The sequence below is a fragment of the Serratia sp. CoH_134_PS_4 genome (assembly GCF_058190535.1).
Genome location: NZ_JBXWKI010000001.1, coordinates 1,009,333 through 1,033,580, shown reverse-complemented (window position 1 = coordinate 1,033,580; position 24,248 = coordinate 1,009,333). Strand labels below are relative to the sequence as shown.

At 52.0% G+C, this 24,248-nt stretch carries 19 protein-coding genes and 1 pseudogene; 9 read left to right on the top strand and 11 right to left on the bottom strand.

The annotated features are described in order from the left end of the window. Positions 1–14 precede the first annotated feature (14 nt). Together AC2FCQ_RS04765 and AC2FCQ_RS04760 are read left to right on the top strand one after the other, a co-directional pair. Positions 15–467 carry a GNAT family N-acetyltransferase gene (locus AC2FCQ_RS04765; RefSeq protein ID WP_209632868.1) on the top strand — a complete coding sequence of 151 codons (453 nt, stop codon included), beginning with the start codon at positions 15–17 and terminating at the stop codon, positions 465–467. A 13-nt stretch (positions 468–480) separates the two neighbouring features. Beyond that, positions 481–1,182 (top strand): GNAT family N-acetyltransferase, encoded by a 702-nt coding sequence (locus AC2FCQ_RS04760; protein ID WP_404759769.1) that lies wholly within the window; start codon positions 481–483, stop codon positions 1,180–1,182. Positions 1,183–1,227: 45 nt separating this feature from the next. On the opposite strand, the gene purB is transcribed toward AC2FCQ_RS04760, so the two are convergent. From purB to rluE, 6 genes are all read right to left on the bottom strand, one after another. After that, positions 1,228–2,598, bottom strand: a complete 1,371-nt coding sequence (purB, locus tag AC2FCQ_RS04755) for an adenylosuccinate lyase (RefSeq protein ID WP_490307657.1) — start codon at positions 2,596–2,598, stop codon at positions 1,228–1,230. A gap of 22 nt (positions 2,599–2,620) precedes the next feature. Continuing rightward, positions 2,621–3,247, bottom strand: coding sequence for a high frequency lysogenization protein HflD (hflD, locus tag AC2FCQ_RS04750; protein ID WP_265556967.1), 627 nt, complete (start codon positions 3,245–3,247; stop codon positions 2,621–2,623). Between the two features lie 2 nt (positions 3,248–3,249). Continuing rightward, entirely contained in the window at positions 3,250–4,353 is a 1,104-nt protein-coding gene (gene mnmA, locus AC2FCQ_RS04745) for a tRNA 2-thiouridine(34) synthase MnmA (protein WP_209632871.1), read from the bottom strand. A 95-nt stretch (positions 4,354–4,448) separates the two neighbouring features. After that, positions 4,449–4,895, bottom strand: coding sequence for an NUDIX hydrolase (locus AC2FCQ_RS04740; protein ID WP_490307656.1), 447 nt, complete (start codon positions 4,893–4,895; stop codon positions 4,449–4,451). Between the two features lie 9 nt (positions 4,896–4,904). Beyond that, the gene (locus AC2FCQ_RS04735) at positions 4,905–5,240 is read right to left on the bottom strand and encodes a lysozyme inhibitor LprI family protein (RefSeq protein WP_490307655.1); all 336 of its coding nucleotides are present in this window, start codon (positions 5,238–5,240) and stop codon (positions 4,905–4,907) included. Positions 5,241–5,261: 21 nt separating this feature from the next. After that, complete coding sequence (gene rluE / locus AC2FCQ_RS04730) at positions 5,262–5,888, bottom strand: 23S rRNA pseudouridine(2457) synthase RluE (RefSeq protein WP_490307654.1); 627 nt, start codon at positions 5,886–5,888, stop codon at positions 5,262–5,264. A 132-nt stretch (positions 5,889–6,020) separates the two neighbouring features. Here rluE and icd point away from each other — a divergent pair, with 132 nt between their 5' ends. Then, positions 6,021–7,274 carry an NADP-dependent isocitrate dehydrogenase gene (gene icd / locus AC2FCQ_RS04725; RefSeq protein WP_012006449.1) on the top strand — a complete coding sequence of 418 codons (1,254 nt, stop codon included), beginning with the start codon at positions 6,021–6,023 and terminating at the stop codon, positions 7,272–7,274. A gap of 328 nt (positions 7,275–7,602) precedes the next feature. Here icd and AC2FCQ_RS04720 read toward each other — a convergent pair. Continuing rightward, positions 7,603–8,322, bottom strand: a pseudogene (locus AC2FCQ_RS04720) (substrate binding domain-containing protein); the annotation flags it as partial. A 148-nt stretch (positions 8,323–8,470) separates the two neighbouring features. Between AC2FCQ_RS04720 and AC2FCQ_RS04715 the strand changes: the two are divergent. Beyond that, positions 8,471–8,869, top strand: coding sequence for a hypothetical protein (locus AC2FCQ_RS04715; protein ID WP_490307653.1), 399 nt, complete (start codon positions 8,471–8,473; stop codon positions 8,867–8,869). 52 nt (positions 8,870–8,921) lie between these two features. Here AC2FCQ_RS04715 and AC2FCQ_RS04710 read toward each other — a convergent pair whose 3' ends face one another. The 3 genes from AC2FCQ_RS04710 to AC2FCQ_RS04700 form a co-directional block, all read right to left on the bottom strand. Next, positions 8,922–10,043, bottom strand: coding sequence for an AI-2E family transporter (locus AC2FCQ_RS04710; RefSeq protein ID WP_209632920.1), 1,122 nt, complete (start codon positions 10,041–10,043; stop codon positions 8,922–8,924). A gap of 306 nt (positions 10,044–10,349) precedes the next feature. Continuing rightward, positions 10,350–11,555 (bottom strand): MFS transporter, encoded by a 1,206-nt coding sequence (locus tag AC2FCQ_RS04705; protein WP_490307652.1) that lies wholly within the window; start codon positions 11,553–11,555, stop codon positions 10,350–10,352. 259 nt (positions 11,556–11,814) lie between these two features. Then, positions 11,815–19,002: an SDR family NAD(P)-dependent oxidoreductase gene (locus AC2FCQ_RS04700; RefSeq protein ID WP_490307651.1), complete on the bottom strand. Its 7,188-nt coding sequence runs from the start codon at positions 19,000–19,002 to the stop codon at positions 11,815–11,817. 534 nt (positions 19,003–19,536) lie between these two features. Here AC2FCQ_RS04700 and AC2FCQ_RS04695 point away from each other — a divergent pair. From AC2FCQ_RS04695 to AC2FCQ_RS04680, 4 genes are all read left to right on the top strand, one after another. Next, positions 19,537–19,953, top strand: a complete 417-nt coding sequence (locus tag AC2FCQ_RS04695) for a DUF2000 domain-containing protein (RefSeq protein WP_209632923.1) — start codon at positions 19,537–19,539, stop codon at positions 19,951–19,953. Between the two features lie 114 nt (positions 19,954–20,067). Beyond that, entirely contained in the window at positions 20,068–21,105 is a 1,038-nt protein-coding gene (locus AC2FCQ_RS04690) for a LacI family DNA-binding transcriptional regulator (protein WP_490307650.1), read from the top strand. Between the two features lie 209 nt (positions 21,106–21,314). Further along, positions 21,315–22,238, top strand: a complete 924-nt coding sequence (locus AC2FCQ_RS04685) for a TIM barrel protein (RefSeq protein ID WP_404759760.1) — start codon at positions 21,315–21,317, stop codon at positions 22,236–22,238. A gap of 14 nt (positions 22,239–22,252) precedes the next feature. Further along, positions 22,253–23,425 carry a Gfo/Idh/MocA family protein gene (locus AC2FCQ_RS04680; RefSeq protein WP_490307649.1) on the top strand — a complete coding sequence of 391 codons (1,173 nt, stop codon included), beginning with the start codon at positions 22,253–22,255 and terminating at the stop codon, positions 23,423–23,425. An 82-nt stretch (positions 23,426–23,507) separates the two neighbouring features. On the opposite strand, the gene AC2FCQ_RS04675 is transcribed toward AC2FCQ_RS04680, so the two are convergent. Beyond that, positions 23,508–23,858, bottom strand: coding sequence for a GFA family protein (locus AC2FCQ_RS04675; protein WP_209632927.1), 351 nt, complete (start codon positions 23,856–23,858; stop codon positions 23,508–23,510). A gap of 173 nt (positions 23,859–24,031) precedes the next feature. Between AC2FCQ_RS04675 and AC2FCQ_RS04670 the strand changes: the two genes are divergently transcribed. Beyond that, positions 24,032–24,241 (top strand): hypothetical protein, encoded by a 210-nt coding sequence (locus tag AC2FCQ_RS04670; protein ID WP_209632928.1) that lies wholly within the window; start codon positions 24,032–24,034, stop codon positions 24,239–24,241. Positions 24,242–24,248: the final 7 nt, after the last annotated feature.

Sequence of the window (24,248 nt, the reverse complement as noted above, 5' to 3'; positions counted from 1 at the left end):
ACCCGCGAGGATCTATGCGCCCAATCAACAATGAAGTTGTAGTACGAAAAATACAAAGCGATGACAAATCACAGTGGTTGGATCTTTGGCAAGGCTATCTTCATTTTTACCGTGCGGAGGTTCCGGCGCAGGTCACCGATCATACCTTTGAACGGTTATGCGAAGGGCATCAGGTTTACGGCCTGGTGGCGGAAGATAAAGACGGCACATTGTTGGGATTAATGAATCTGATTTTTCACCCATCAACCTGGAGCTCTGCCGGTTATTGCTATATTGAAGATCTTTATGTTTCACCGGCGGCGCGGGGTAAGAAAGCGTCCGAAAAGTTATTCGAGCAAGCTTATCTGCTGGCGAATGAAAAAGGCAGCGATAGGGTTTATTGGATGACACAAGAATATAACGCCCCAGCGCGCTCACTGTACGACAAAGTAGGCCAAAGAAGCTCGTTTATTGTTTATAACCGTTAGCGGCGGAGAATATATGATGATCAATCAATTCGGGCAGCCGGTCGGTGAGTCATTATCCGAGTGGCGAGCGGCGAAACGGCCCGCAGGGGAAACCCTGGCAGGGCGCTTTTGCCAGCTGAAGCTGCTTGACCCACAGCGAGATCATGCTGCGTTGTTCCACGCCTTCCAGCAGGCGCCGGATGGCCGGGACTGGACGTATTTGTCGATAGAGCGGCCTGAGAGCCCTGCGGCGATGTTGCAACACCTGACTGCGCTGCAGGCGAACCCCACACTGGTGAATTTGACGGTGTTTGACCGTGAAAGCGAGCTTCCGGTTGGGACGGTGGCTTATATGCGTATCGACGAAGGCAACGGCGTGGCGGAAATTGGCCATGTCAGCTGGTCACCGGCGATGAAGCAGCGTTCAAGCGCCACCGAAGCGATTTATCTGATGTTAAAGCACGTGTTTGAGGATTTGGGCTATCGTCGCTGCGAGTGGAAGTGTGACAGCCATAATGCCCCCTCCAGGCAGGCCGCGGCGAGATTTGGTTTCAACCATGAGGGGACATTCAGGTATGCAGTGGTCACCAAAGGCCGCAGCCGGGATACCGACTGGTTCGCGATGACGGTTGACCGCTGGCCGGCCATCAACGCCGGGTTTGAGCAATGGCTAAACCCCGATAACTTTACTGCGAACGGGCAGCAGAAAAAACGATTGCAGGATTTTATGGAATAAAAAAGGCGGCCAAACGGCCGCCTTTTCTGACGTGAAACCAAGCCGTTACTTCAGTTCATCAACCATGGTCGCGGCGCGACCGATGTAGTTCGCTGGAGTCATGGCTTTCAGGCGCGTTTTCTCTTCTTCCGGCAGGGCCAGCCCATCGATAAATGCCTGCATGCCCGCGGCATCCACACGCTTGCCGCGAGTGAGCTCTTTCAGCTTCTCGTACGGCTTTTCGATGCCATAACGGCGCATCACGGTTTGGATAGGCTCGGCCAGCACTTCCCAGTTGTGATCCAGTTCGTCCAACAGGTGTGCCTGATTCACTTCCAGCTTGCTGATGCCTTTCATGGTCGCCTGATAGGCGATCAGCGCATAACCCAGGCCAACACCCAGATTACGCAGCACGGTGGAGTCAGTCAGGTCGCGCTGCCAGCGGGAAACCGGCAGTTTGCTGGCCAAATGACCCAATACCGCGTTAGACAAGCCCAGGTTACCTTCAGAGTTTTCGAAGTCGATCGGGTTGACCTTGTGCGGCATGGTAGAAGAACCGATTTCGCCAGCGATGGTTTTCTGCTTGAAGTGATTCAGGGCGATATAACCCCAGATATCACGATCGAAGTCGATCAGGATGGTGTTGAAACGCGCCACGCAGTCAAACAGTTCTGCGATGTAGTCGTGCGGTTCAATCTGTGTGGTGTACGGGTTCCAGGTGATGCCTAGAGACGTAACGAACTCTTCGCTGAAGACATGCCAGTCCACTTCAGGGTAAGCGACAATGTGGGCGTTATAGTTGCCGACAGCACCGTTAATTTTGCCCATGATTTCCACGCGCTCAAACTGACGGAACTGACGTTCCATACGGTAGGCTACGTTGGCGAATTCTTTCCCGACGGTAGACGGCGTTGCCGGTTGGCCGTGGGTACGGGACAGCAACGGAATATCACGGTATTCCAGCGCCAGGCCCTTGATTGAATCGATGATTTTACGCCAGTACGGCAGCACCACGTCCTGACGCGCGGTTTGTAGCATCAGCGCGTGCGACAGGTTGTTGATGTCTTCTGAGGTACACGCAAAGTGGATAAACTCGGACACCGCCTGCAGGGCAGGGATCGCTTCCACTTTTTCTTTCAGGAAATACTCAACCGCTTTCACGTCGTGGTTGGTGGTGCGTTCGATAGTCTTGATGCGTTGCGCGTCTTCTTCGCTGAACTCTGCGACGATTTTGTCGAGGAAAGCGTTTGCGTAGGCGTCAAAAGCCGGAACTTCCTTGATTTCTGCGCAGGCGGCCAGTTTTTGCAGCCAACGTACTTCAACCTGCACGCGGAATTTCAGCAGACCGTATTCGCTGAAAATGGCGCGCAGTGCGCTGACTTTATCACCGTAGCGTCCATCAACGGGTGAGACGGCGGTCAGTGAGGATAATTCCATCGGTAGCAACTCCTGGGATCTATTAACAATGAGCAACGATATTTTGCGCCTGTTTGAACAGACGATTACGGGAAAACATTAACTGCAGGCGGCTGCCGCCAACCTGTTGCCACAGCACGGCGGCACGGATGCCCGCCAGCAATGTGGCACGAACCTTGGCCTGCACCTGCGGGTTTTGCAAGATAGCCGGCGAGCCGGTGACCTGGATACGTGGCCCGAGCGGACTGACCACGTCGACATAAATGCCGGCCAGTGCGCTGATAATAGTGTCGGATTCCAGATCAAAATGCGCCAACTGACGTTCAAGTTGACCAAGACGTTCACCAAGCTGGTTCATCGCCTGTTTATTGGCGTTGAGTTTGCGCTCCAGCACCATCAAGCTGATGGTGTAGCGAGTCAGCTCTGCCCCCAGCCCTTTATTGTTGGCATTGAGCACGCTCATCAGCGTCTCAAGACCCACTTTCAGATTACGCTCTTCACCACCAAAGACGGCCAGCGTGGAAGAAGGGTCCATCTGCAGCAGGCTGCTTAGCGAGATATGAAAGGCGTCGCGATCGCATTGGCCTTCGTGCGCCAACTGTTGGACCATACGCGCGGCCTGGCTGATTCCGGCCATCGCCAGCGTAATGTCATAATAATTCTTCGCCACGGTTACTCCTGTAAACGCTGTTCGATAATGCCGCCGCCGAGACAGATTTCATCCTGATAGAACACGGCAGACTGGCCTGGGGTGACAGCGGCGACCGGCTCGTCGAAACGCACTTCAATACGTTCTTCGTCAAGCGGGGTGACTGTGCATGGAATATCCTGTTGGCGGTAACGCGTTTTCACCGTACAACGGAAGGGGCCAGTCAGTGGCAGACGGTCGACCCAATGTAGCTGTTGTGCGATCAGACCGACGGACATCAGACGCGGATGCTCATGCCCTTGGGCGACCACCAAAATGTTGTTGGCAACGTCTTTGTCGACGACGTACCACGGATCTTCACTGCTGTCCTTCATGCCGCCAATGCCCAGCCCTTTACGTTGACCCAGGGTGTGGTACATCAAGCCCTGATGTTCACCGACGGTCTGGCCGTCGACAGTGACAATGGGGCCTGGTTGTGCTGGCAGGTAGCGGCCGAGGAAATCACGGAATTTGCGTTCGCCGATAAAACAGATACCGGTGGAGTCTTTTTTCTTGGCGGTGACCAGCTCAAGCTGTTCGGCGATGCGACGCACCTCAGGCTTTTCCAGTTCACCGACCGGGAACAGGCTTTGTGCAACCTGCTCGTGGCTCAGGGTATAGAGGAAATAGCTCTGGTCTTTGTTACCGTCGACACCGCGCAGTAAGCGGCTTTTGCCCTCTACGTCCTGGCGACGTACGTAGTGACCGGTGGCGATAAAATCGGCGCCCAGATCTTCTGCGGCGAATTCCAGGAACGCTTTGAATTTGATTTCTTTATTGCACAGAATGTCTGGGTTCGGCGTACGGCCGGCTTTGTACTCTTCCAGGAACAGTTCAAAAACGTTGTCCCAGTACTCTGCCGCGAAATTCACCGTATGCAGTTCGATACCGAGTTTGTCGCATACTGCCTGCGCATCGGCCAGATCGGTCGCTGCGGAGCAATATTCTTCGTCATCGTCTTCTTCCCAGTTCTTCATAAACAGCCCAGCGACCTGATAGCCCTGTTGCTGTAACAGATAGGCAGTAACGGAAGAGTCGACGCCGCCGGACATACCGACGATTACTTTTTTCTGGCTGTTGTCTGACATGGGGATCTCACGAACTTGAACACGAACCGTGCTGATAAAAAACAAGCGCAGGATTTTACCACGTTGGCCGCGCCGGCGCACGGCACTTATTTATCTCAGAACGGCCAGTTATAGCTACTGACCAGCGACAGCGGATAACGTTCCGGCTGTTGATAACAACGAACGCTTTCCGCTACCAGCGCGGAACGCAGGTTAGGGGCCTGCAATATTTCGTCGGCAGTCAGCCACAGACAGCGATCGATATCGCTGTCGTTTGGCGCTGTTGGCAACTGCTGCTCCAGCTCAATAACAAAGCAAAAGCGCAGAAACGGCGTATTGTCCGGTGCGATCCATTGATGCAGCTTGAGGAATGATTGCGGCGTGGCACGGATGCCGGTTTCCTCCCAAAGTTCGCGTTCAGCGGCCTGCACCAAGGTCTCGTCAGCCTCGAGATGACCGGCTGGCTGGTTCCATAATGCCTTGTTGTTGATGGTTTCTTCGACGATCAAAAACTTTCCAGCGGCGTGAACCACGCAGGCAACGGTGACGTGCGGTTTAAACATGGCGGCCTCTTACAGCGGTTTGTTAATGTGCTGATAGATATCATCCAACTCGGCAATGCGGGTTTTGTAACTGGCGGACAGGCAATTGACGTCGCTACCGCACAGTTTACGTTGCTCTAACCAGCTTTGTTGTTGGTCCAGCATCTCTCCGCTCACCCCCATGGCGAACAGGCCGTGCAAAAACTGGTATTTGGTGGCCATTTCCACATCTTTGTCGCTTAGCGTACGGCTGGCGCAGATCGCCTTTTCATCGGCGTTGACGGCTTTGGCGCAGTCGAAACTGGCAGCCTGTGCGGAAGAGACGGAAAGCAGAGTGGTGAACAGTAGCGCGGTTAATGTTTTCATCGTTGCTGCTCCAGAGGCCAATTACAGTGAATCCAGGATTTTCCATTCACCGGGTTGCAGTTCACCCAATGAAATATTGCCCATACTGTAGCGAATCAGCCGCAGGGTAGGAAAGCCGATATGTGCAGTCATGCGACGCACTTGGCGGTTTCGGCCCTCATACAGGGTGATTTTTAGCCAGGCGGTAGGGATCGACTTACGTTCGCGGATTGGTGGGTTGCGTGGCCACAACCATTGTGGTTCTGCGACCAACTCCACACCGGCAGGCAGCGTAGGGCCATCTTTGAGCGTGACACTGCTGCGCAAGGGCGCCAAATCGCTTTCCTGCGGCGTACCCTCGACTTGTACGTAATACACTTTGCCGGTGCGTTTACCCGGTTGGGTAAGCTGTGCCTGTAGCTTGCCGTCATTGGTTAATACCAATAACCCTTCACTGTCGCGATCCAGGCGTCCGGCGGCGTAAACATCAGGAAAAGGAATGAATTCTTTCAGCGTCGCGCGGCCTGCTTCATCGGTAAATTGCGGGAGCACATCGAATGGCTTATTGAATAACACGACACGACGCGGGCCCTGTGCTACAGCGGGTTTAGCGGACTCAGGCTTGCTGAATCGTTTAACTTTGTGATTTTTAACAGAGAATTTTTTCATAACAGTTGAGATTACGGATGATAGGCGCATTATAACCGAATCCGTTTCGGATTGGCGCGGACAGAAAATTCCAGTAGTATCTACACGCATCTTACAAAGCATTAACAAAAATTGCGCTTGAAGGAGAGGTTGATGGAAAGCAAAGTAGTTGTTCCGGCAGAAGGTAAAAAGATTACGGTCGATGCCCAGGGTAAACTGGTTGTTCCGAATAACCCGATCATTCCGTTTATCGAAGGCGACGGTATTGGCGTTGACGTTACCCCTGCTATGATTCACGTGGTTGATGCAGCTGTGAAAAAAGCCTACCACGGCGAACGTAAAATCTCCTGGATGGAAATCTACACCGGTGAAAAATCCACTCACGTTTACGGGAAAGACGTGTGGCTGCCGGAAGAAACCCTGGATCTGATCCGTGACTACCGCGTTGCCATCAAAGGCCCGCTGACGACCCCTGTCGGTGGCGGTATTCGCTCCCTGAACGTGGCCCTGCGCCAGCAACTGGACCTGTACGTGTGTCTGCGTCCAGTGCGTTACTACCAGGGCACCCCAAGCCCGGTTAAACAGCCAGAGCTGACCGACATGGTGATCTTCCGCGAAAACGCCGAAGACATCTATGCGGGTATCGAATGGAAAGCCGGTTCTGCTGAAGCAGACAAAGTGATCAAGTTCCTGCGCGACGAAATGGGTGTGAAGAAAATCCGTTTCCCAGAGCAATGCGGTATCGGCGTGAAGCCATGTTCTGAAGAAGGGACCAAACGTCTGGTTCGTGCAGCGATCGAATACGCTATCACCAACGACCGTGACTCTGTGACCCTGGTTCACAAAGGCAACATCATGAAGTTCACCGAAGGTGCCTTCAAGGATTGGGGCTACGAACTGGCACGTGAAGAGTTCGGCGGTGAGCTGATCGACGGCGGCCCATGGCTGAAAATCAAGAACCCGAACACCGGTAAAGAAATTGTCGTTAAAGACGTGATCGCCGATGCCTTCCTGCAGCAAATCCTGCTGCGTCCGGCTGAATACGACGTGATCGCCTGTATGAACCTGAACGGTGACTACATCTCCGACGCCCTGGCCGCACAGGTTGGCGGTATCGGCATTGCACCGGGTGCCAACATCGGTTCTGATTGCGCACTGTTCGAAGCGACCCACGGTACTGCACCTAAGTATGCTGGCCAGGATAAGGTGAACCCAGGTTCCATCATCCTGTCTGCAGAAATGATGCTGCGTCACATGGGCTGGTTCGAAGCGGCTGACCTGATTGTTAAGGGCATGGAAGGCGCAATCGCTGCCAAAACCGTGACCTATGACTTCGAACGCCTGATGGAAGGCGCTAAATTGCTGAAATGTTCAGAGTTTGGCGACGCTATCGTTAAACACATGTAATGGTGTTTAAGCGCTAAATGATAACGGGAACCTGATGGTTCCCGTTTTTTATTATTCAAACTGCAACGGTTATCAAAACATTATCAAAATAAGTTATCAAAACTCGACCATTTTGGCTTTTTTTGAGTGTATCAATCTAAAGCGTGAGTTCAGTCCAAACCATAGGAATGGAGTAGTCCCGTTTGCAAATTACTTGTTTGCTTTAAACAAAACCAATAGCTGAACAAACAAGTCGAGTGGACCGACAGTTTTAGCGAATAGCAGACATTATGTGTTAAGTAGAGATTCATTGTGCTAACTGGACTCTCTGTGGCTATTCAACGCTGCCTTATGTTGCGAAGGATATATTGCTCAATTTCTGATGCATGAAATCAATGAGTGCTCTTGTTTTAGCGGGTAAGTAACGCCGATCTGAATAAAGTGCGAACAATTGCAATGGGGCTGGCGATTGTTCAAACTCAACCTCGATTAGCCGTCCATCGTTAATGTAGGGGTGGCAGGCTTGTTTCGATAGAATTGCAAAACCGACGCCTGCTACTGCAGCTCGTTCTGCCATCTCTCCGCTGTTTACCCGGTAATGCCCTTTAACCTTGACTGTCTCGAATCTCCCCTTTGTATTGATAAACTGCCAGCGAGCACCTTTCAGTGCACTTACCATTGTAATACAGGGTAGTTTTTCAAATTGTTGGATATGCGAAGGGGTGCCATAACGCTGAATAACGGAGGGGGCTGCAACGATGGTGCAGGGGATAGTCATCAGAAGGCGGGCTATGTAGTCGCTGTCATCCATCTGACCACGGGTAATAATGACAGCTAAATCCAGATCATCTCGGAAGGATTCGAGACCTGACAAATTTGCGACACAGCTTATCTCCAGCTCAGGGTGCTGGCAGGCGAAATCGGCAACAACAGACCCCAGCAACGCAGGACCTATTTCATTGGGAATACATATACGTAATGGGCCCTTGAGTTGCATTTGCCGCAACGCTAATTCTGTTTCAGTTTGCTCAAGTGCCTCCAGTAATGGCTTCGCTCGGGTATAGAGTATGACGATATATTCCTATGTTTGCTAAGGCACCAAACAACGGTCTTCAGTACCTCATGACTGAAATACATCATAAGCTGACTACGTCGTTACCGACAATGGTTCAGGTTTATAACCTGATGATTAAAATACAAAGCTGGAGAAGATAATTATGGATAATCAAGTTATTGAGTTTGGATTCGACACCATTGCAATGAAAGATGATGTAGGATCATCTCTAACCGAATTGCAAAGTCATTATAAAATTGATGGTGTAGAGGTCTGGAAGAATTACGTCGAGCTATATAAATTCAACGAGGGTGAGTCGTTCGGTAACTATAGTGTAAGTATGTTGGAAATTCCTATTGATGCAGCGGGCAAGCCGATTCCAACCGATATTTATCTGGAGCCTCATGGGTTAAATGAGAGATCTTTACTCAGTGCAGTGATTTGCGTTCATGGTGAGTGCGTTGGCTTCCAGAATATTGTCATGGGTATGGTACGACAACGTGATGGTGTTTGGGGCCCTACGGCTCAGGCAAATTATACCCGGCTGATTACATCGGCATGATCTAACGCCCCCCGCGTAAAGCGGGGGGCGTTTTAAATAAGGGATCTTTTATTTACTCCGCCTTCGTGGCATCAGGGTGGTTTTTCCCTTCCTCAATGAATTCTTCATCGATTTCATCCGTATTTTCCTTGCTGTCGCGGCCGGAAAGGATATTCCAGCAAGCGATAAACAGGGCGGCAATCAGTGGGCCGATGACAAAGCCGTTGATACCGTAGATTTCCATCCCACCCAGGGTAGAGATCAGGATCAGATAGTCAGGCATCTTGGTGTCTTTACCGACCAACAGTGGACGAAGGATGTTATCGACCAGGCCGATGATAACCACGAAGAAGCCCACCAGGAACAGGCCTTTCCACAGCATACCGGTGGCGAAGAAATAGATGGCTGCAGGCACCCAGATAATGGCAGAACCCACGGCAGGGATAATGGACAGGAATGCCATCAGTGCAGCCCACAACAGGCTACCTTCGATCCCGGTGACATAAAACGCCAGACCACCGAGCGCACCTTGCACGACGGCGACCACGACGGTGCCTTTCACCGTGGCACGGGAAACCGCGGCGAATTTCACAAACAGGTGATGTTTCACGTATTCGGATAACGGCAATGCTTCGAGCGTCAGGTTGACCAGATAAGGGCCGTCTTTCAACAGGAAGAACAGCAGATATAGCATGACGCCAAAGCCAACGGCAAAGTTGAACGTACCCTTGCCGATCAGGAACACGCTACCGGCAAGATATTGCCCGCCTTGCAGCGCCAGCTCGGAGAGTTTCTTTTGTATTTCTGCGGCATTGTCGAGGTTATGTTCAGTCAGAAAATGGCGTGCCCAACCCGGCAGTAATCGCAGGGTGTCGGCCAGAATGACCGGGAATTGCGTGTTGTTACCTTGCAACTTGGTGTAGACAACGTTGAGTTCAATCGCCAACGAAGATGCGATGATCGCCAACGGCGTAAACACGATCAAACAGATCACTGCGACCGTCAAAAGCGAAACCAGGCCATTTCGATCGCCCAGGTATTGTTTGAGCTTTTGTTTCACCGGGTGGAAAATCACCGCCAAAATGATGGCCCACAGCACTGACGAGTAATAGGGACCCAATACGTCCAGAAAAGCAGCGGTAACAATAAAAAGGATCAGAATAAAGAATCCTTTTGAAATACCTTTAGACATCATACCCGTCCCTCTGATGATAGATTTTTCTTGTCAATCTCGATATGCACCGGCATTGACACTTCTTGAAGAACAAACCCTAACATCACAAACGCGTAACAGGTAGTGGATTTTATGCACCAATAATTAATAAAGCTTATTAATGATGCCTCATTTTGTGGGGGTATTGGGTATAGGAAACGGGGCGTTAAGTTCGCCAGCGAGAATCCCCTTCGTCGGTGACGTTACTGCTCACATAGGCCACAGCGGCCTCTCGTTGATTACCAGCCCAATGGACTCATTTTATATATTGTGTAATGGGCCTTTCGTTTATCGCGCCTTCGTTGTGAGCGATAACGCCAGTGCGCTCCCCAGTACCGCGGCGGACAGCACCAGTACGGAGGGGGCTGTCCAACCCGCGTAGGCAACAAGGGCACTCAAGACGACCGGGCCGATCACCTGGCCGAGATAAATGCCTTGCATCACCAGGCCCAGGCTCAGGGGGATCAATGTGGGCTCTGGCGCTGCTGCTGGTGTCGCCGCCAAGATAGTGGCGGGCAGCATGCCACCGATGCCACTAAACAGTAAACACAGCGGGACAAGCAGGCCGTTAGGCGTTATTGAAAGGAAAACGCCGGCCCCGGCAAGCCCCATGAAGGTACTGACAACAGCGAGCAGGGTTCGGGCCCGTAGACCGCGCGACAACAGCACGCCTGCGGCCAGGTTGCCGAGAATATTGACGGCAATCACGGCAGCGCTGACGCCACCTGCCGCTGCCAACGTTAACCCGATGCGTTGCATCAGGAATATCGGCAAAAAGGCCATCACGGCAAAGAACTGCAGGTTGTAGGTGGTAAATATCAACGCCAACAACAGCGGTTGTCGCGCACGCATGATACTGAGCAGCGCCTGCCGCAGTTTGATCGCGGGTGCTGAGGAAAGGGTTATCGTACCACGTGGGGTCGTTAATGGCAGCAGCAGTGCTGCCAGCAGCGTCAGGGCACCGCCCGCGACCCAACTCTGTTGCCAACCAGCGAAATGCGGGCCGAAAAACAGGGAGAGGGCTATGCCTGCCGGCATAAAGGTGCTCCAGATGCTGAACACCAGATTCCGTTTTTGTGGTGCGACCACACGCGTGAGCACGGTCGGTGCGGCGACGACGACAATGACGAAGCCAATTCCTTCGACGACTCGGGTCACGATCAGTCCGGCAAAATCATGTTGCATGGCGCCGGCAAAGCTGGCGAGGCTGACAATCACTAATCCCAGGCTCAGTAAACGACGATCGCCCCAGCGGCGAACCAGCAGGCCTGCAGCGATACCGCCAAACACGCCGATAAACGGAAAGGCTGAGATGATCCAACTCAGCGACTCCAGCGAACGACCAAACTCGCGCTGCAGTTCCGGCAGGGCAATGGTTGCTTTACCCACATGGAGGGCAACGGCAATACCAGCGAACAGCACGTTGACGATTGCTGGCCATTGCGTCGCGGTAGGGCTGGCCGAATCCACCGTGTCTGATTTGCTTGTGGTCATGATTTTCTCCAGGGAGATAAAAATCAGACTATGCGTTATGTCGATAATACCAACAGTTCAATTATTGCTCTATTCACCGGCAAAACCGTTCATTTCGAGCTTTATTGAGAAGCCAGAACGCTAAAGCTTCGGGTGTGAAGTGAAATGTAGAGTCACTCCAGAATAGGGTTACAACGAAAGAGAGAAGCCCTATGGCTTCTCTCTTGTTTAGGTGAAGATCAGAAAACGACGGGTTTTCTCATCATGTGTGCAATGGCTGCTAGGGACGAGACTGCGCGTATAATCCTGCCAGCACCTCCGCTATTTTTTCGCCAATAAAGTCTTTATTGCGGCTGACAAACCAGTGGTCACCGTGTACCACAAATTGCTGGAAGGCGTGGGTGGTTTGCGCCTCCCAGGCGGTCATTTCATCGACCAGCGTGACCTCATCCTCCAGCGCTGAGAACACCGTAATCGGGCAGGACAGCGGCGCGTCGTGCTGGTATTCATAACTTAATAGTAATGGCATATCTCTGCGCAGCCCCGGTAAGATCTGCTTAACGAACTCCAGATCGTCAATGTAGGTCAACAGACCGAGGATTTTTTGCTCTGAGTTGGAAGCAACACCACTTTCGCGTAACGATTCGCGGTTTTTCCAGGTGCCGGTGAGCTGTGGTGCCATGGTTGCCGATGAGAAGAAATGCACCGGCAAGAGTTTGTTGCCGGCACGCAATGCCCGGTAGAGCTCGAACATCACTATCCCTCCGTAGCTATGACCAAAGAAGGCGATGTCACCTTCCCAACCCAGCTGTTTTTCATCTTCCATCAAACGATCGAATGCCGTTTCCAATTCGCTCAACAACGCCGACAACTGGGTGTGGTTTTCTTCCTGTAACCGGTTTTCACGGCCCGGGGATTGAATGGCATAGACTTCGCAATCTGCCGGGGGGTTATAGAGGAAGTGAGCAAACATCGATGCACCAGCCCCCATCGAAGGCATCATAAACAGCTTGGTTTTCTTCGGCTGTTCATTCGGTGCCCGTTTTAAACGGACAAAGTATTCATGCACAACCTCAATGTCGGCTTCTGAAGTAATACCTGAAATGTCGCCGGATGGTGCTTGCGCAGTGCTGCCATTGGTCAATTCCTGGTAAAGTTGCTCGGCGAGTTCAAGTAAGCTTGGGCCTTTCACCATGCGCATCAACGGGTAATTGATCTCCAGTTTTTGCTGGATCCAATGGCGTAACTGGTTGAGCATTAACGAATCCAAGCCCATCGCAGAGAGCGATTTTTCCGGCGCAACCTTATCAACGGTGGTACCAAGGATCCGCGCTAATGCTTCGGTCAGCTGATGTTTCAGTTCCTGTACGGCCTCGGAACCCGACAACGCCTGTACTTTTTCACGCAGGCTGATATTACCGTCGTTTTGCCCTTTGATCTGCAGTGCTTCATTGGACAATAAATGGGCGAAACGCAGATCGTTGCGCAGATGATCGTAATGCTCACGGAAACGCGCCCAGTCAATATTGGCGGCCATTCTTATCACATTGCCGTCCAGCAACACTTGCTCGATTTTCGCTGTCACCTGTTTCTGGCTCATCGGCAGCCAGCCTTGTTTATCCAGCAGGTTCAATAACGAATCGGCATCCTTTGTTAGCCCGGCAAACTGACCGAGTACGCCGATATTGATCGCCTGCGCAGTCAGTCCCTGCATTTGGCGATAATGCGTTAGCTTGTCGATAAAGTTATTGGCGGCGGAATAACAGGTCTGGCCGCCAAAACCGAACACGGACGCGATGGAGGAAAGCGAAAGGAAGAATTCCAGAGGCGTATTCTGCAGGGCTTGATGTAAATGCCAGGCGCCCAAGGCTTTGGCCTCGAAGGCTGGCATCAGTTCGTCACGCTGCAGATTGCCGATCAGGGCATTTTGCATCACCGCCGCTCCGTGAATAACCCCGCCCAACGGGGCAACGTGCTTGATCTGTTCGATCATGGCCATCACGTCGGTGGACGAAGAGAGGTCGACTTTAGGTAACAGCACCTCAACCCCTTGTTGGCGCATTAGCGCAATGGCATGGCGATCCTCGTCATGCTTAGGGCCGCTGCGGCTGGCGAGCACCAGTTTTCTGGCCCCGTGCTCCACCAACCACGTAGCCAGCACGATGCCCAATCCGCTGGCCCCGCCGGTGATCAGATACGTTTTCTCCGCTGACAGTTGTAAATGCTGCGCGGGAAGTGCATTGACGGAGACCCCCTCCATGGTCACCACCCTGTTTTCTGACTGGCGATCGTCGCCCAGTGCGGAGGGAAGTGCATTGACCGGAAGAGCGGAGTAGGCCGGCAATGGCATTGGCGTTGCGCTGTTAATTACATCGATGGCCTGAGCAAAGAGCTCTGCGGCTTCATGCGGTCTCTCAGCGACCAGAGACAGAACATCCACGGCAAAATAACTGAAGTTTGCTTGTTGGCAGTGGAAGCTTAACGCTTCATTTTCTCCTTGGTTATGTTGGTTCAGCGCTATAAACCGGCCAAAAGGCTGCAGGCATCTCAGACTTTGCATAGCGCCTTTACCGCTGAGGTTATTCAGAACAATGTCGACGCCGGCACCCTGCGTATCGGTCATAATTTGCTGATGGAAGCTTAACGTCGTGCTGTCATAAACGTGCGTAATGCCCAATGAGCGAAGCTGTTCTCGGCTAGCGTCGGTATCGGCGCTGGCAAAGACATCGGCTTTTAGCTGTTGAGCCAAATGCACGCAGGCCAATCCCGTTGGCGTATGCGCGCAGTGGATCAGCACACGTTCACCCGGTTTGATTCGAGCTAGCTTGAACAGGGCTTGCCAAGCCGTCAGGCAGGCGATAGGCAGCAGTGCGGCTTGTTCAAACGACAGGGCGGCAGGTTTATGTGTCACGTAATGTTTGTCGACTCGAGTGATTCCGGCCACGCCGTTAGCGGTGATAGCGATAACCCTATCCCCCGTCTTGAAGCCGCTGACTGCCGAGCCGATGCGGGTTATCACACCACTGCATTCGTGGCTGAGTGAACGTTCAGACGTTGTACGGCGGTTCAATGCCGCGGCTTTTATCGCGAGCTCAATCTCATGTTCCTGAAGCTCCGCAGGTGTAAATTGACGCATTTGCAGTGAACCGATCACGCCCGGCACACCAAACACAGCATGATAATTCCCGCCGCACCCCGGTAGCACTTTGGCGGCGTTGAGCTGAGCTTGGTCGGGGTCTACGCTCTTCAACCTGCGGGCGAAGAGTTGCTCCCCGCGTATCGCCAATTCGGTTTCATTCTTACCCCTGTGGGGGGCCGTAATCAGTCCAGCAAGAAGGCTCAGTTCGCCTTCGTTAGCCTTGCCTAAATCAACAACCTTGCAGACGGCAAGCGGATATTCATTGTTCATGGTGCGGCTGACGCCATACAGCGGAGCCTGTATCAGATTAATGGGCGAGTCTTCTGGCGTGATCCACTCCGAGCCGCAGTTGATGGTCCAAAGGACGGGTTGCAGTTCATTTTCAATGATTGCGTGGTTGATATTGACGCTTTTCCAGATTAGCGATTCTATCCGGGGGGCCAAGTCATGTTCACCGACGTGCTCTTGCGGCAGCAGATTTACAATGCGCGTCAGGGCAGGGTAGCGTGCTTTGACTTCCCCCAGCGCATTGAGCACGGCCTGGCGCTCCTGCAGGTCTACCGGCCAATCGAATGCGGGGTTTTCTCCCAAGGTAATGACCGTCGCCCCGCGCTGCTTCAATGCGTTGGCGAGTGCGCGATAATGCGTCTGCACGTCCGCAATCAACAATACTTCTGTACCAGGCTGTGCCGGTACACTTACGTTGTCGACAGGATGCCAGCCATATTCATAACAACCGCTGTAGGCAATATCCTCTTCGTTACTGCGTGAGCCGATGATGTATTTTAATCGCAGGCCGATGATTTGAGCGACTACATTACCGGCATCATCAAACAGCAACACATCACTTTGCAGATAGTCTTCGTCGGCTTGTTGGACAGAAAGGTAGCTCCATAAAATATCGCCCTGTGCCTTTTGGAAGAAGTGGTAGCGTTCGATATGCACCGGCAGGTAAACACCCAACTCTTCGTCAGTGTCCTGCTGTCGCGTAGCGAGAATGCTATGAACCACGGTGTCCATGAGTGCAGGATGCATGAAGTAGCGGTCGAGGCCAAACTTCAGGCTGTCAGGTATGACTATTTTCGCCAACAACTTATTCGGCGCGCTCCAGAGGTTCTGGATAGTTTTAAACGCAGGGCCATAGCTTAAACCACCGCGTTTTAAACTGTTGTAAGTGGGTTGTACCGGGATTCGGTGGCTGACATCACGCTGAACTTCTCTCAGGCTGATTTGCGGCGCTGCCGGTTTAACGTCCAGATAATTTATTATTCCGTTCGCGTGTTTTATCCACTCCGCATCGGGTTTGCTGCCATCCCGGCTTAACAGCCAATAGCGGCCTGATGCAGAATCAATCTCCAGGTTAATGGTTAAAGGCTCCCCTTCATCCGGCAGGAACAGTCCGCGTTCAAAACTGATATCCATCAGATAACTGAACGACTCGCCAAAGGCCTGACGACCTGAGGCCATTGCAAGTTCCAGAATCCCAGCACCCGGGAACAAAATCAGATCATCCATCCGATGCTCGCTGAGATACGGATCTGCCTGGCTATCAAGAAATACATTGAACACGTGCCAGGTTGGATTGATGCCTGAACGATGATGTTGGGTAATATTGGGGTGGAAATCGAGTTTGAGGCGGTGTTCCTGATGGCGGCGGCTCTCATTCCAAAAACGTTTCTCTTGCCAGGCATAGCGAGGCAAATCATGCAGTCGGCCTGCACCAGGGCAGACCTTGTGCCAGCTCATTGGGTGTCCCGCGATCAGCAGCGCACCCAGGCTTTGCTTAAGGCGCACGGCTTCATCTTCCTGACGGCGGATTGACGGCAATATTTGTGCATTGACGTTCAGCTTGGTGAACAGTTCTTGTGCTCCACTGCTTAAAGCCGGGTGTGGGCCGATTTCGATAAACATATCAAAGCCGTCTTCTACCATGCGTTGCAGTGCCGGCGAGAAATAGACCGGGTCGCGGACGTTTTGGTACCAATAATCGCTGACTAAATGGAGTCCGTCTTCCCGCTTGCCGCTGACGGTGGAATAAAGGGCAATCTGGGCGGCAGTGGGCTCTAAAGCGCTGAGTGAGGCGATCAGCTCTTCTTTGAGTGGGCCCATATGGTGTGAGTGGAATGGCACATCGACCTTCAGGAACCGATGGAAGACATCTTTTTTTTCCAGCTCACTGGCAATCGCGTCCAGTGGTTTACGGTCTCCGGAAAGGGTAATGCTTTCGGGGCCGTTAATGGCGGCTATGGACACGCGATCGGCAACGTTGGCAATCAACTTTTCGGCGGTCGGTAAATCGACGCCAACAGCCAACATGACGCCTTTGCCAGATGCCGCGTGCTGGCCGCGACTGCGGTGGAATATCACCTGCACTGCCTGTTCCAACGTGAGTGCCCCGGCGGTATAGGCTGCCGCAACTTCACCGATTGAGTGGCCAATGACACCTTCAGGCTCAATACCGTTGTGTTTCCATAATTCGACCAAGGCGATTTGCAAGGCCATGATGGCGGGTTGGGCAATCCGAGTATCACTAATTTGTGATTCTGATTCTGGACGGCTCATTTCTTCCAGTAACGACCAACCGGCAATGTCGACAAACAGCTTGTCGATGGTGGCGATTACGTGACGGAAAACGGGCTCCGTATCAATAAGCTGACGGCCCATGGCGTACCATTGCGGCCCTTGACCGGTAAAGACGAAAGCCAAACGCGGCTTCTTATCCTGTGCCTGCCCTGACTCAACGCCGGCGAGCGACTCACCGCGTAGGTAAGCACTTATCTTTTCACCAAGATCCTCCGTGCTGCTGGCTGCAATAGCGAGACGGTGGCGAAGTAACGATCGATGTTGACCGGCGTTGAAACAGATATCGTTCAGGTTAGCTTGGGTGTCTGACAGATAGGCCAGATAGGTTTGTAATTGTGCTTTCAGCGCCTCAGGCGTTTGGGCACTGCAACTGAACAGATTTACCTCCGGCCGGATATCTTCTGCCTGATCCAGGCCGACAATGACCTCTGTATCCGGTATGTATTCTTCCAAGACAACGTGAGCGTTGGTACCTCCTGCACCAAATGAGTTAACACCGCCTATACGTGAGCGACCGTGGCTCGGTGCAGGCCAGCGTTGATTGCGGTCCACCACCTTCAGGCGCCAATTCTCAAAGTCAATTTTGGGATTTGGTCTGTTGAAATGCAGGTTCGCCGGGATCTGTTTATGATGGAGGCAGAGCGCCAGTTTAATCAAGCCGGTGACACCTGCTGCCCCCTCCAGATGACCAAGGTTACTTTTTATTGATCCAATAAGCAGGGGCTGTTCAACGGGACGCTGGCTAAACACATTGGCGAAGGCTTGAGTTTCCAATGGGTCACCGACAGAAGTTCCCGTACCGTGGGCCTCAATATATTGCACTCGTTGCGGATCAATGCCTGCTTGCCGGTACGCCGTCTGAAGCATTTCCGTTTGGGCTTCGGGGTTGGGTACGGTAAAACCGGCAGGGGTAAAGCCGTCAGAGTTACAGGCGCTGCCTCGCACCAGGGCATAGATCTTATTATTGTCCGCCAACGCCTGAGTTAGTGGCTTCAGATAGACCAATCCCACACCTTCTCCGCGCACGTAGCCATTGCCACTTTCGTCAAAACTTTTACAGGTGCCGTCTGCACTGAGGAAATTGCCTTTTGACAGCATCATCGTCAACGCAGGGTTGATATTCAGGTTAACCCCGCCGGCAATGGCCTGCTTCGCCTCCCGTAACCAAATGCTCTGACACGCCAGGTGGATGGCAACCAGGGAGGCCGAACACGCGGTATCGACGGCAATGCTTGGACCTTTTAAATCGTACAAATAGGAAATGCGGTTTGCTAAAGATGTCAGTGAGATCCCCATGGCTGACTGTGGGCTAATGCGATAACGGTTATCAGGATCGGCAAGAATATCCTGATAATCGTTGGCAAACGAACCGATATATACGGCGGTTTTTGAGCCGCGGAACCTATCCAGTCGATCGCCAGCGTCTTCTAACGCCTCAAAGGTTGCCTGCAGCAGCAAGCGCTGCATGGGATCGATATTTTCTGCTTCCTTGGGGAAAATATTAAAGAATTCATTATCAAACTTGTCAATGCCATTGATAAAACCACCGCGTGCCGTCTTGGTTTTTCCGGTTTTATTGGTGTCTGGATCGTAGAACTTGTCCTTATTCCAGCGCTCAGGGGGGACGTCGGTAATACCGTCGACGCCTTTCAGTAATACATCCCATAACTCTTTGTGATTATTCGCATTTCCAGGGGTTTTGCAACCAATGCCAATAATGGCAATAGGTTCTCTATTTGCAGACATAGGGTGACCTCCGTGATGTAAACATAGGATTTTTTTGAAGATAGGAATTTTATTAATTTGCTATTTATTTATGGTTTACTCATTGATTTTCTCTGTGGTCAGGCGTCGAAAATTAATTATAGATAGTTAATTTTTTTTCACATTTATATTTCCTTGTTTTTAGTAATGGTTTTATATCACTTTGTTTTATTTGATTTATTATTTCTATTAAATCCATATGGTATTATTTTTTTCTGATATAACTAAGGTTATTTGTGTTTGTCGAGATGAGGGGAAATTAAGTAGTGTCAGGTGATTACCCTGTTTATTACTGACATAACCATCTCGGTTTTGATTTTTTATTTTTATAATTGTTTATTATCTTTATTTCTATAATTTCAACACGGTTCTATTTATCTTTTTGTTGTCTGGTTCGAGAGTGGGGCACTGTCATAATGATGCAGCATGTTATTTTTTTTCGGCGGCTCTGATCGATATCATTGAAAACTATCGACAGTCTGGGTAACACTGATGTCAACACCAAAGGAGAAAACGATGTACAGCGACAACGAGAAGAAGTTCTATATCATCCTGAACCGCAACCACGAACCTGCAACCTTGTTCAACGCGTCCTGTCACTTGACGGCAGGCATTACCGATTTGATCGAACAGCGTGAATTCCATCATTACCCTAGCGCTATCGACGGTGTCAGCGCCAATATGAGCCATTACCCGATCGTGATCCTGCAGGCGAAAAACAGCAGCCAGCTCAGCAATCTGATCCTTAAATGTAAGGAAGAGGCGGTGCTGGCAAACTTCTTCACCACCACCATGTTGTCGCACTCTGCTGAGCAGCAGATCGCGGATACTGCGAATACAGAGTACGAAAAGTTGGAGTTTGTTGCCGTAGCGCTGTACGGAGACACCGAACAGCTTAAGCCCCTAACGAAAAAATTCTCCGTTTATCGGTAAACCCTGTCTCCGCCATACCTCATTCACGTGCCCGATCACACAAACGCTGCCGCCGAGTTTCGTCAGGCGCATTTGTCATGATAGTTTCTATCAGAATAATGATGGGAGACGAGTATGGCAGGTAAGAAAACCACCCTGGCCGCCATCGCCAGAGAGGCACATGTCGGCATTGCCACGGTTGACCGGGTGATAAATCAACGAGCAGCGGTGCGGCCAGAAACGGAACGCAAGGTGATTGCGGCAGCGAAAAAATTGGGGTTCGCCCTGGAGAAATCGCATCGTTTGTTTGAAACGGCCGGGAAACCGGTTGTTCGGGTAAAAATGGGGTTTATCCTGCTGCGGAAGGCGCATTCGTTTTACGCCCAATTGGCTGATAGCCTGATGGAACAGGCTGCGTTATATCACGATCCTGTCTCTCCCCCGCAGTTCATTTTTCATGATATCAGTGCCGTCAATGAGACGGCCGCAGCCATTACGTCCCTAAGCCAGCGTGTTGACGTTATCGGGGTGCTGGCGTTGGATAACCCGATGATTGGTTACGCCGTTGAAGAGGCGACCCGGCGGGGCGTCAAGGTGTTTACGCTCCTGTCGGATCTGTCAGTGCACAGCCGCACTGGTTATATTGGTTTGGATAACCAGCAGGCTGGTCGTACCGCTGCCTGGGCGGTGGAGAGATTATGCCGACAGCCAGGAGACGTTGGTGTGATCATCGGTGATAACCGTTTTTTGTGCCAGGAAACCTGCGAAATCAGCTTCCGCTCTTACCTGCGTGAGCACCAGAGCGGCCATCGGGTACTTGAACCGGTGCGCAACCATGAACAGGCAGAAAGCGCCAGGCAGGTAACTCAGGCCTTGCTGGCGCAACATACTGAGCTGGTGGCCCTCTATGCACCTTGTGGCGGTGTTGAGGGGATTATCGCGGCGCTGCGAGGAAGTGGCAGGCAACATGAGATTACCTTGGTTTGCCATGGCCCGGTGGACGGAGGGGAGATGGCGCTGTTTGATGGCACGTTGGATTTGATGTTGAGACACCGCATTACTGAGTTTGCCGCGACGGTTATCAACACTTTTGTGTCGGCTGTAACCCATGATTCGTCCGGTTTTATACATGTCATTAATCGTTTTGATTTGATCACCCAAGAAAATATTTGACTGCCTGGCTCCCTGTTCGGGGGCCGTTCCCCGGTTCCAATTCCCTAAGCCCCTCTATAAGCCGTCTCGTCTTGATTTGATAAAAAACTATCATTTTTGTGATAGAAATTAACGCGATCGCTATCAAAAAATGAAATTTTCATCATTGCCGATTTTGAAACGTTTGTTTGATACTGACGCCACGCCTACTTCGCTACGGAACAAAAATCATGACTTTGTCTATCGCCAATGCACCTTGCAGTTGGGGAGTGGATGACCCTAACAATCCGCATCTTCCGCCTTACGCAACCGTCTTGCAGGAGGCAAGTACGGCTGGTTACCGCAGCATAGAGCTGGGGCCGTGGGGATACTTACCGACCGATGTCCTGACGTTGAATACCGAGCTGCAACGGCATGGACTATCGCTGGTGGCGGGAACCCTGTTTGACGATCTGGTCAGTGAGCATAACTTCGGCCATATCCTTGAATTGACACATAACATTTGTCGCAACTTATCGCAGTCGATAAAAGCGCAACAAAACCGCGCCCCTCATTTTTCGCCACCTTATCTGGTCATTATTGATTTCGGCGACCCGCAGCGGGCGAAATTTGCCGGGCAGTCTTCTCTGGCACCGCGATTGTCACCAGACGATTGGCAAAGAATGATCAGCCATATTATTACCGTCAGCGAGATTGCCTGGCAGAAGTATGGCGTACGGCCGGTTGTACATCCGCACGCGGGGGGCTGTATCGAATTTGCTGATGAGATCGAACAACTGACCGCCCAAATCCCGCATCAAACCGCCGGGCTGTGCCTGGATACCGGGCACCTTTACTACGCCGGAATGGATCCCGTTACCTGGCTCGACCGTTACTTCACGCGCATTGATTATCTGCATTTCAAGGACGTTAACCCACGGGTATTTCACGATGTATTGGCGCGTGGGTTGGACTTCTTTACGGCTTGCGCGCAAGGGGTGATGTGTCCTCTTGGCCAGGGAGCCATTGACTATCCGGCCGTGCGTGAATTATTGGCGGCACGTGGTTATCAGGGCTGGATCACCATTGAGCAGGAGCGCGATCCGCGTCATGCGCAGGGTAGCCTGCGCGATGTTACGGAAAGCCTCAACTATTTGCGAAACATCGGTTTTTAATCAGGAGAAACGTGATGATCAACGGCACTAAACCTTTGGACCGATCCCTGCGCTGGGGCATGGTCGGCGGCGGCGGCACCAGCCAGATTGGTTATATTCATCGTTCTGCGGCACAGCGCGATGGGACTTTCACCCTGCTGGCTGGTGCGTTTGATATCGATGCGCAACGTGGGCGCAGCTTTGGGCAAAGCCTGGGGGTGGCACCGGAGCGCTGTTATCCAGATTACGCCACGTTATTTCGCGAGGAGGCCGCAAGAGCGGATGGTATTGAAGCGGTTTCCATTGCTACGCCAAACAATACCCACTTTGCTATCTGTAAAGCGGCGCTGGCGGCCGGTTTACATGTGGTGTGCGAAAAACCCTTGTGTTTCACCACGGAAGAGGCGCAAACACTGATCGAACTGAGCCAAAAGCACCATAAGATTGTTGGCGTCACCTATGGTTACGCCGGGCACCAGCTAATACATCAGGCGCGACAGATGATCGCCGATGGGCTGCTGGGCGAAATACGCATTATTAACATGCAGTTCTCTCATGGATTTCACGCGGCCCCGGTGGAGCAAGAAAACCCCAGTACCCGCTGGCGGGTAGATCCACGTTTTGTTGGCCCCAGCTATGTATTGGGGGATTTGGCGACCCATCCATTGTTCTTGTCGGAAACCATGGTGCCGCAGCTTAAGATCAAACGCCTGATGTGCAGCCGCCAGAGTTTTGTTAAAACCCGAGCGCCGCTGGAAGATAACGCCTTTGTGCTGATGGAATATGATAATGGTGCTGTGGGTTCCATGTGGTGTTCGGCGGTTAACAGCGGATCGATGCACGGGCAGAAGGTGCGTATTGTTGGCGAAAAGGCGAGCCTGGAATGGTGGGATGAACAGCCTAACCAACTACGTTTTGAAGTGCAGGGGGAACCCGTACGCATTCTGGAGCGTGGTATGTCCTATCTCGATCCTATGGCGTTGGCGGATGATCGTATTGGCGGCGGTCATCCGGAAGGATTATTTGAAGCGTGGTCAAATCTCTACAGGCGCTTTGCGCTGGCCATGGACGCTAGCGATCGAGGGGACGGCGAATTTCTGGCCGATCTATGGTACCCCGACGTACATGCAGGTGCGATGGGCGTGCGTTGGGTAGAAAACTGCGTGCGGTCGGCCGATGCTGGCACCAGTTGGGTGGCGTTTCGCTGAGGTGCCGTAGTGCAACCTCATCGTAGGGATTATCGCGGATAGGCAGGCAAGCCCATTGTGTTGTCTGCCTATTCGCGACGGCTCAGGCGCTGGCACCGTCATAGGGGTGGATTTGCAACGACTCGAGTGCCAGTTCGGGCACGCAGCGCAGGTTAACAGCGCACATCGCCGAACCGTCCGGACCTTTCCCATAGGCAAACGCCTCGGTGCCGCATGTTTGGCAAAATTGGTGCTGGATAACCTGTTTGTTAAAGGTATAGCCGCGCAGCGAGGTATCACCGCTGTTCAGCACAAAGGTGTTGATCGGGAAGAACGCCAGCAACAAGCCTTTACGGCGACAGATTGAACAGTTGCAACTCAGGGCTTCATGGGGCAGATCGGCGTTCACCGTAAAGGTGACGGCACCGCAATGACAGCTTCCTTGAAATGACATAATGGCTCACCTGCTGAAAATCTCAGTTCGTCCAATTATAGTTCACCTATTTAGCCTATTGATTGGCCTGGTGTACTGCACCTGAAGTGGGAAAGCGGTTTTGGGACGGCTGTATTAGAAAAATCTTTAAATTCTGTTAAGTTAGTGATTAAGGCAATGACAAGGAGACAGTGATGTTAGAGCAATACTACCCAGCCACCCTGAGTTCCAAACCGATCACGGACGAACAACATAAAAGACTGGTGGCTGTGCAAGCCGCACTGGAGCTGATCAAGGCGACATTATCCGACACCAACGACGGAAACGGTGTTGATTTCCAGCTTAAAGCGGCCGAAAAGCACATTGGCCCGATGGCTGACGCCATTCAGGAAGCGTTGAAATAAACGCCGA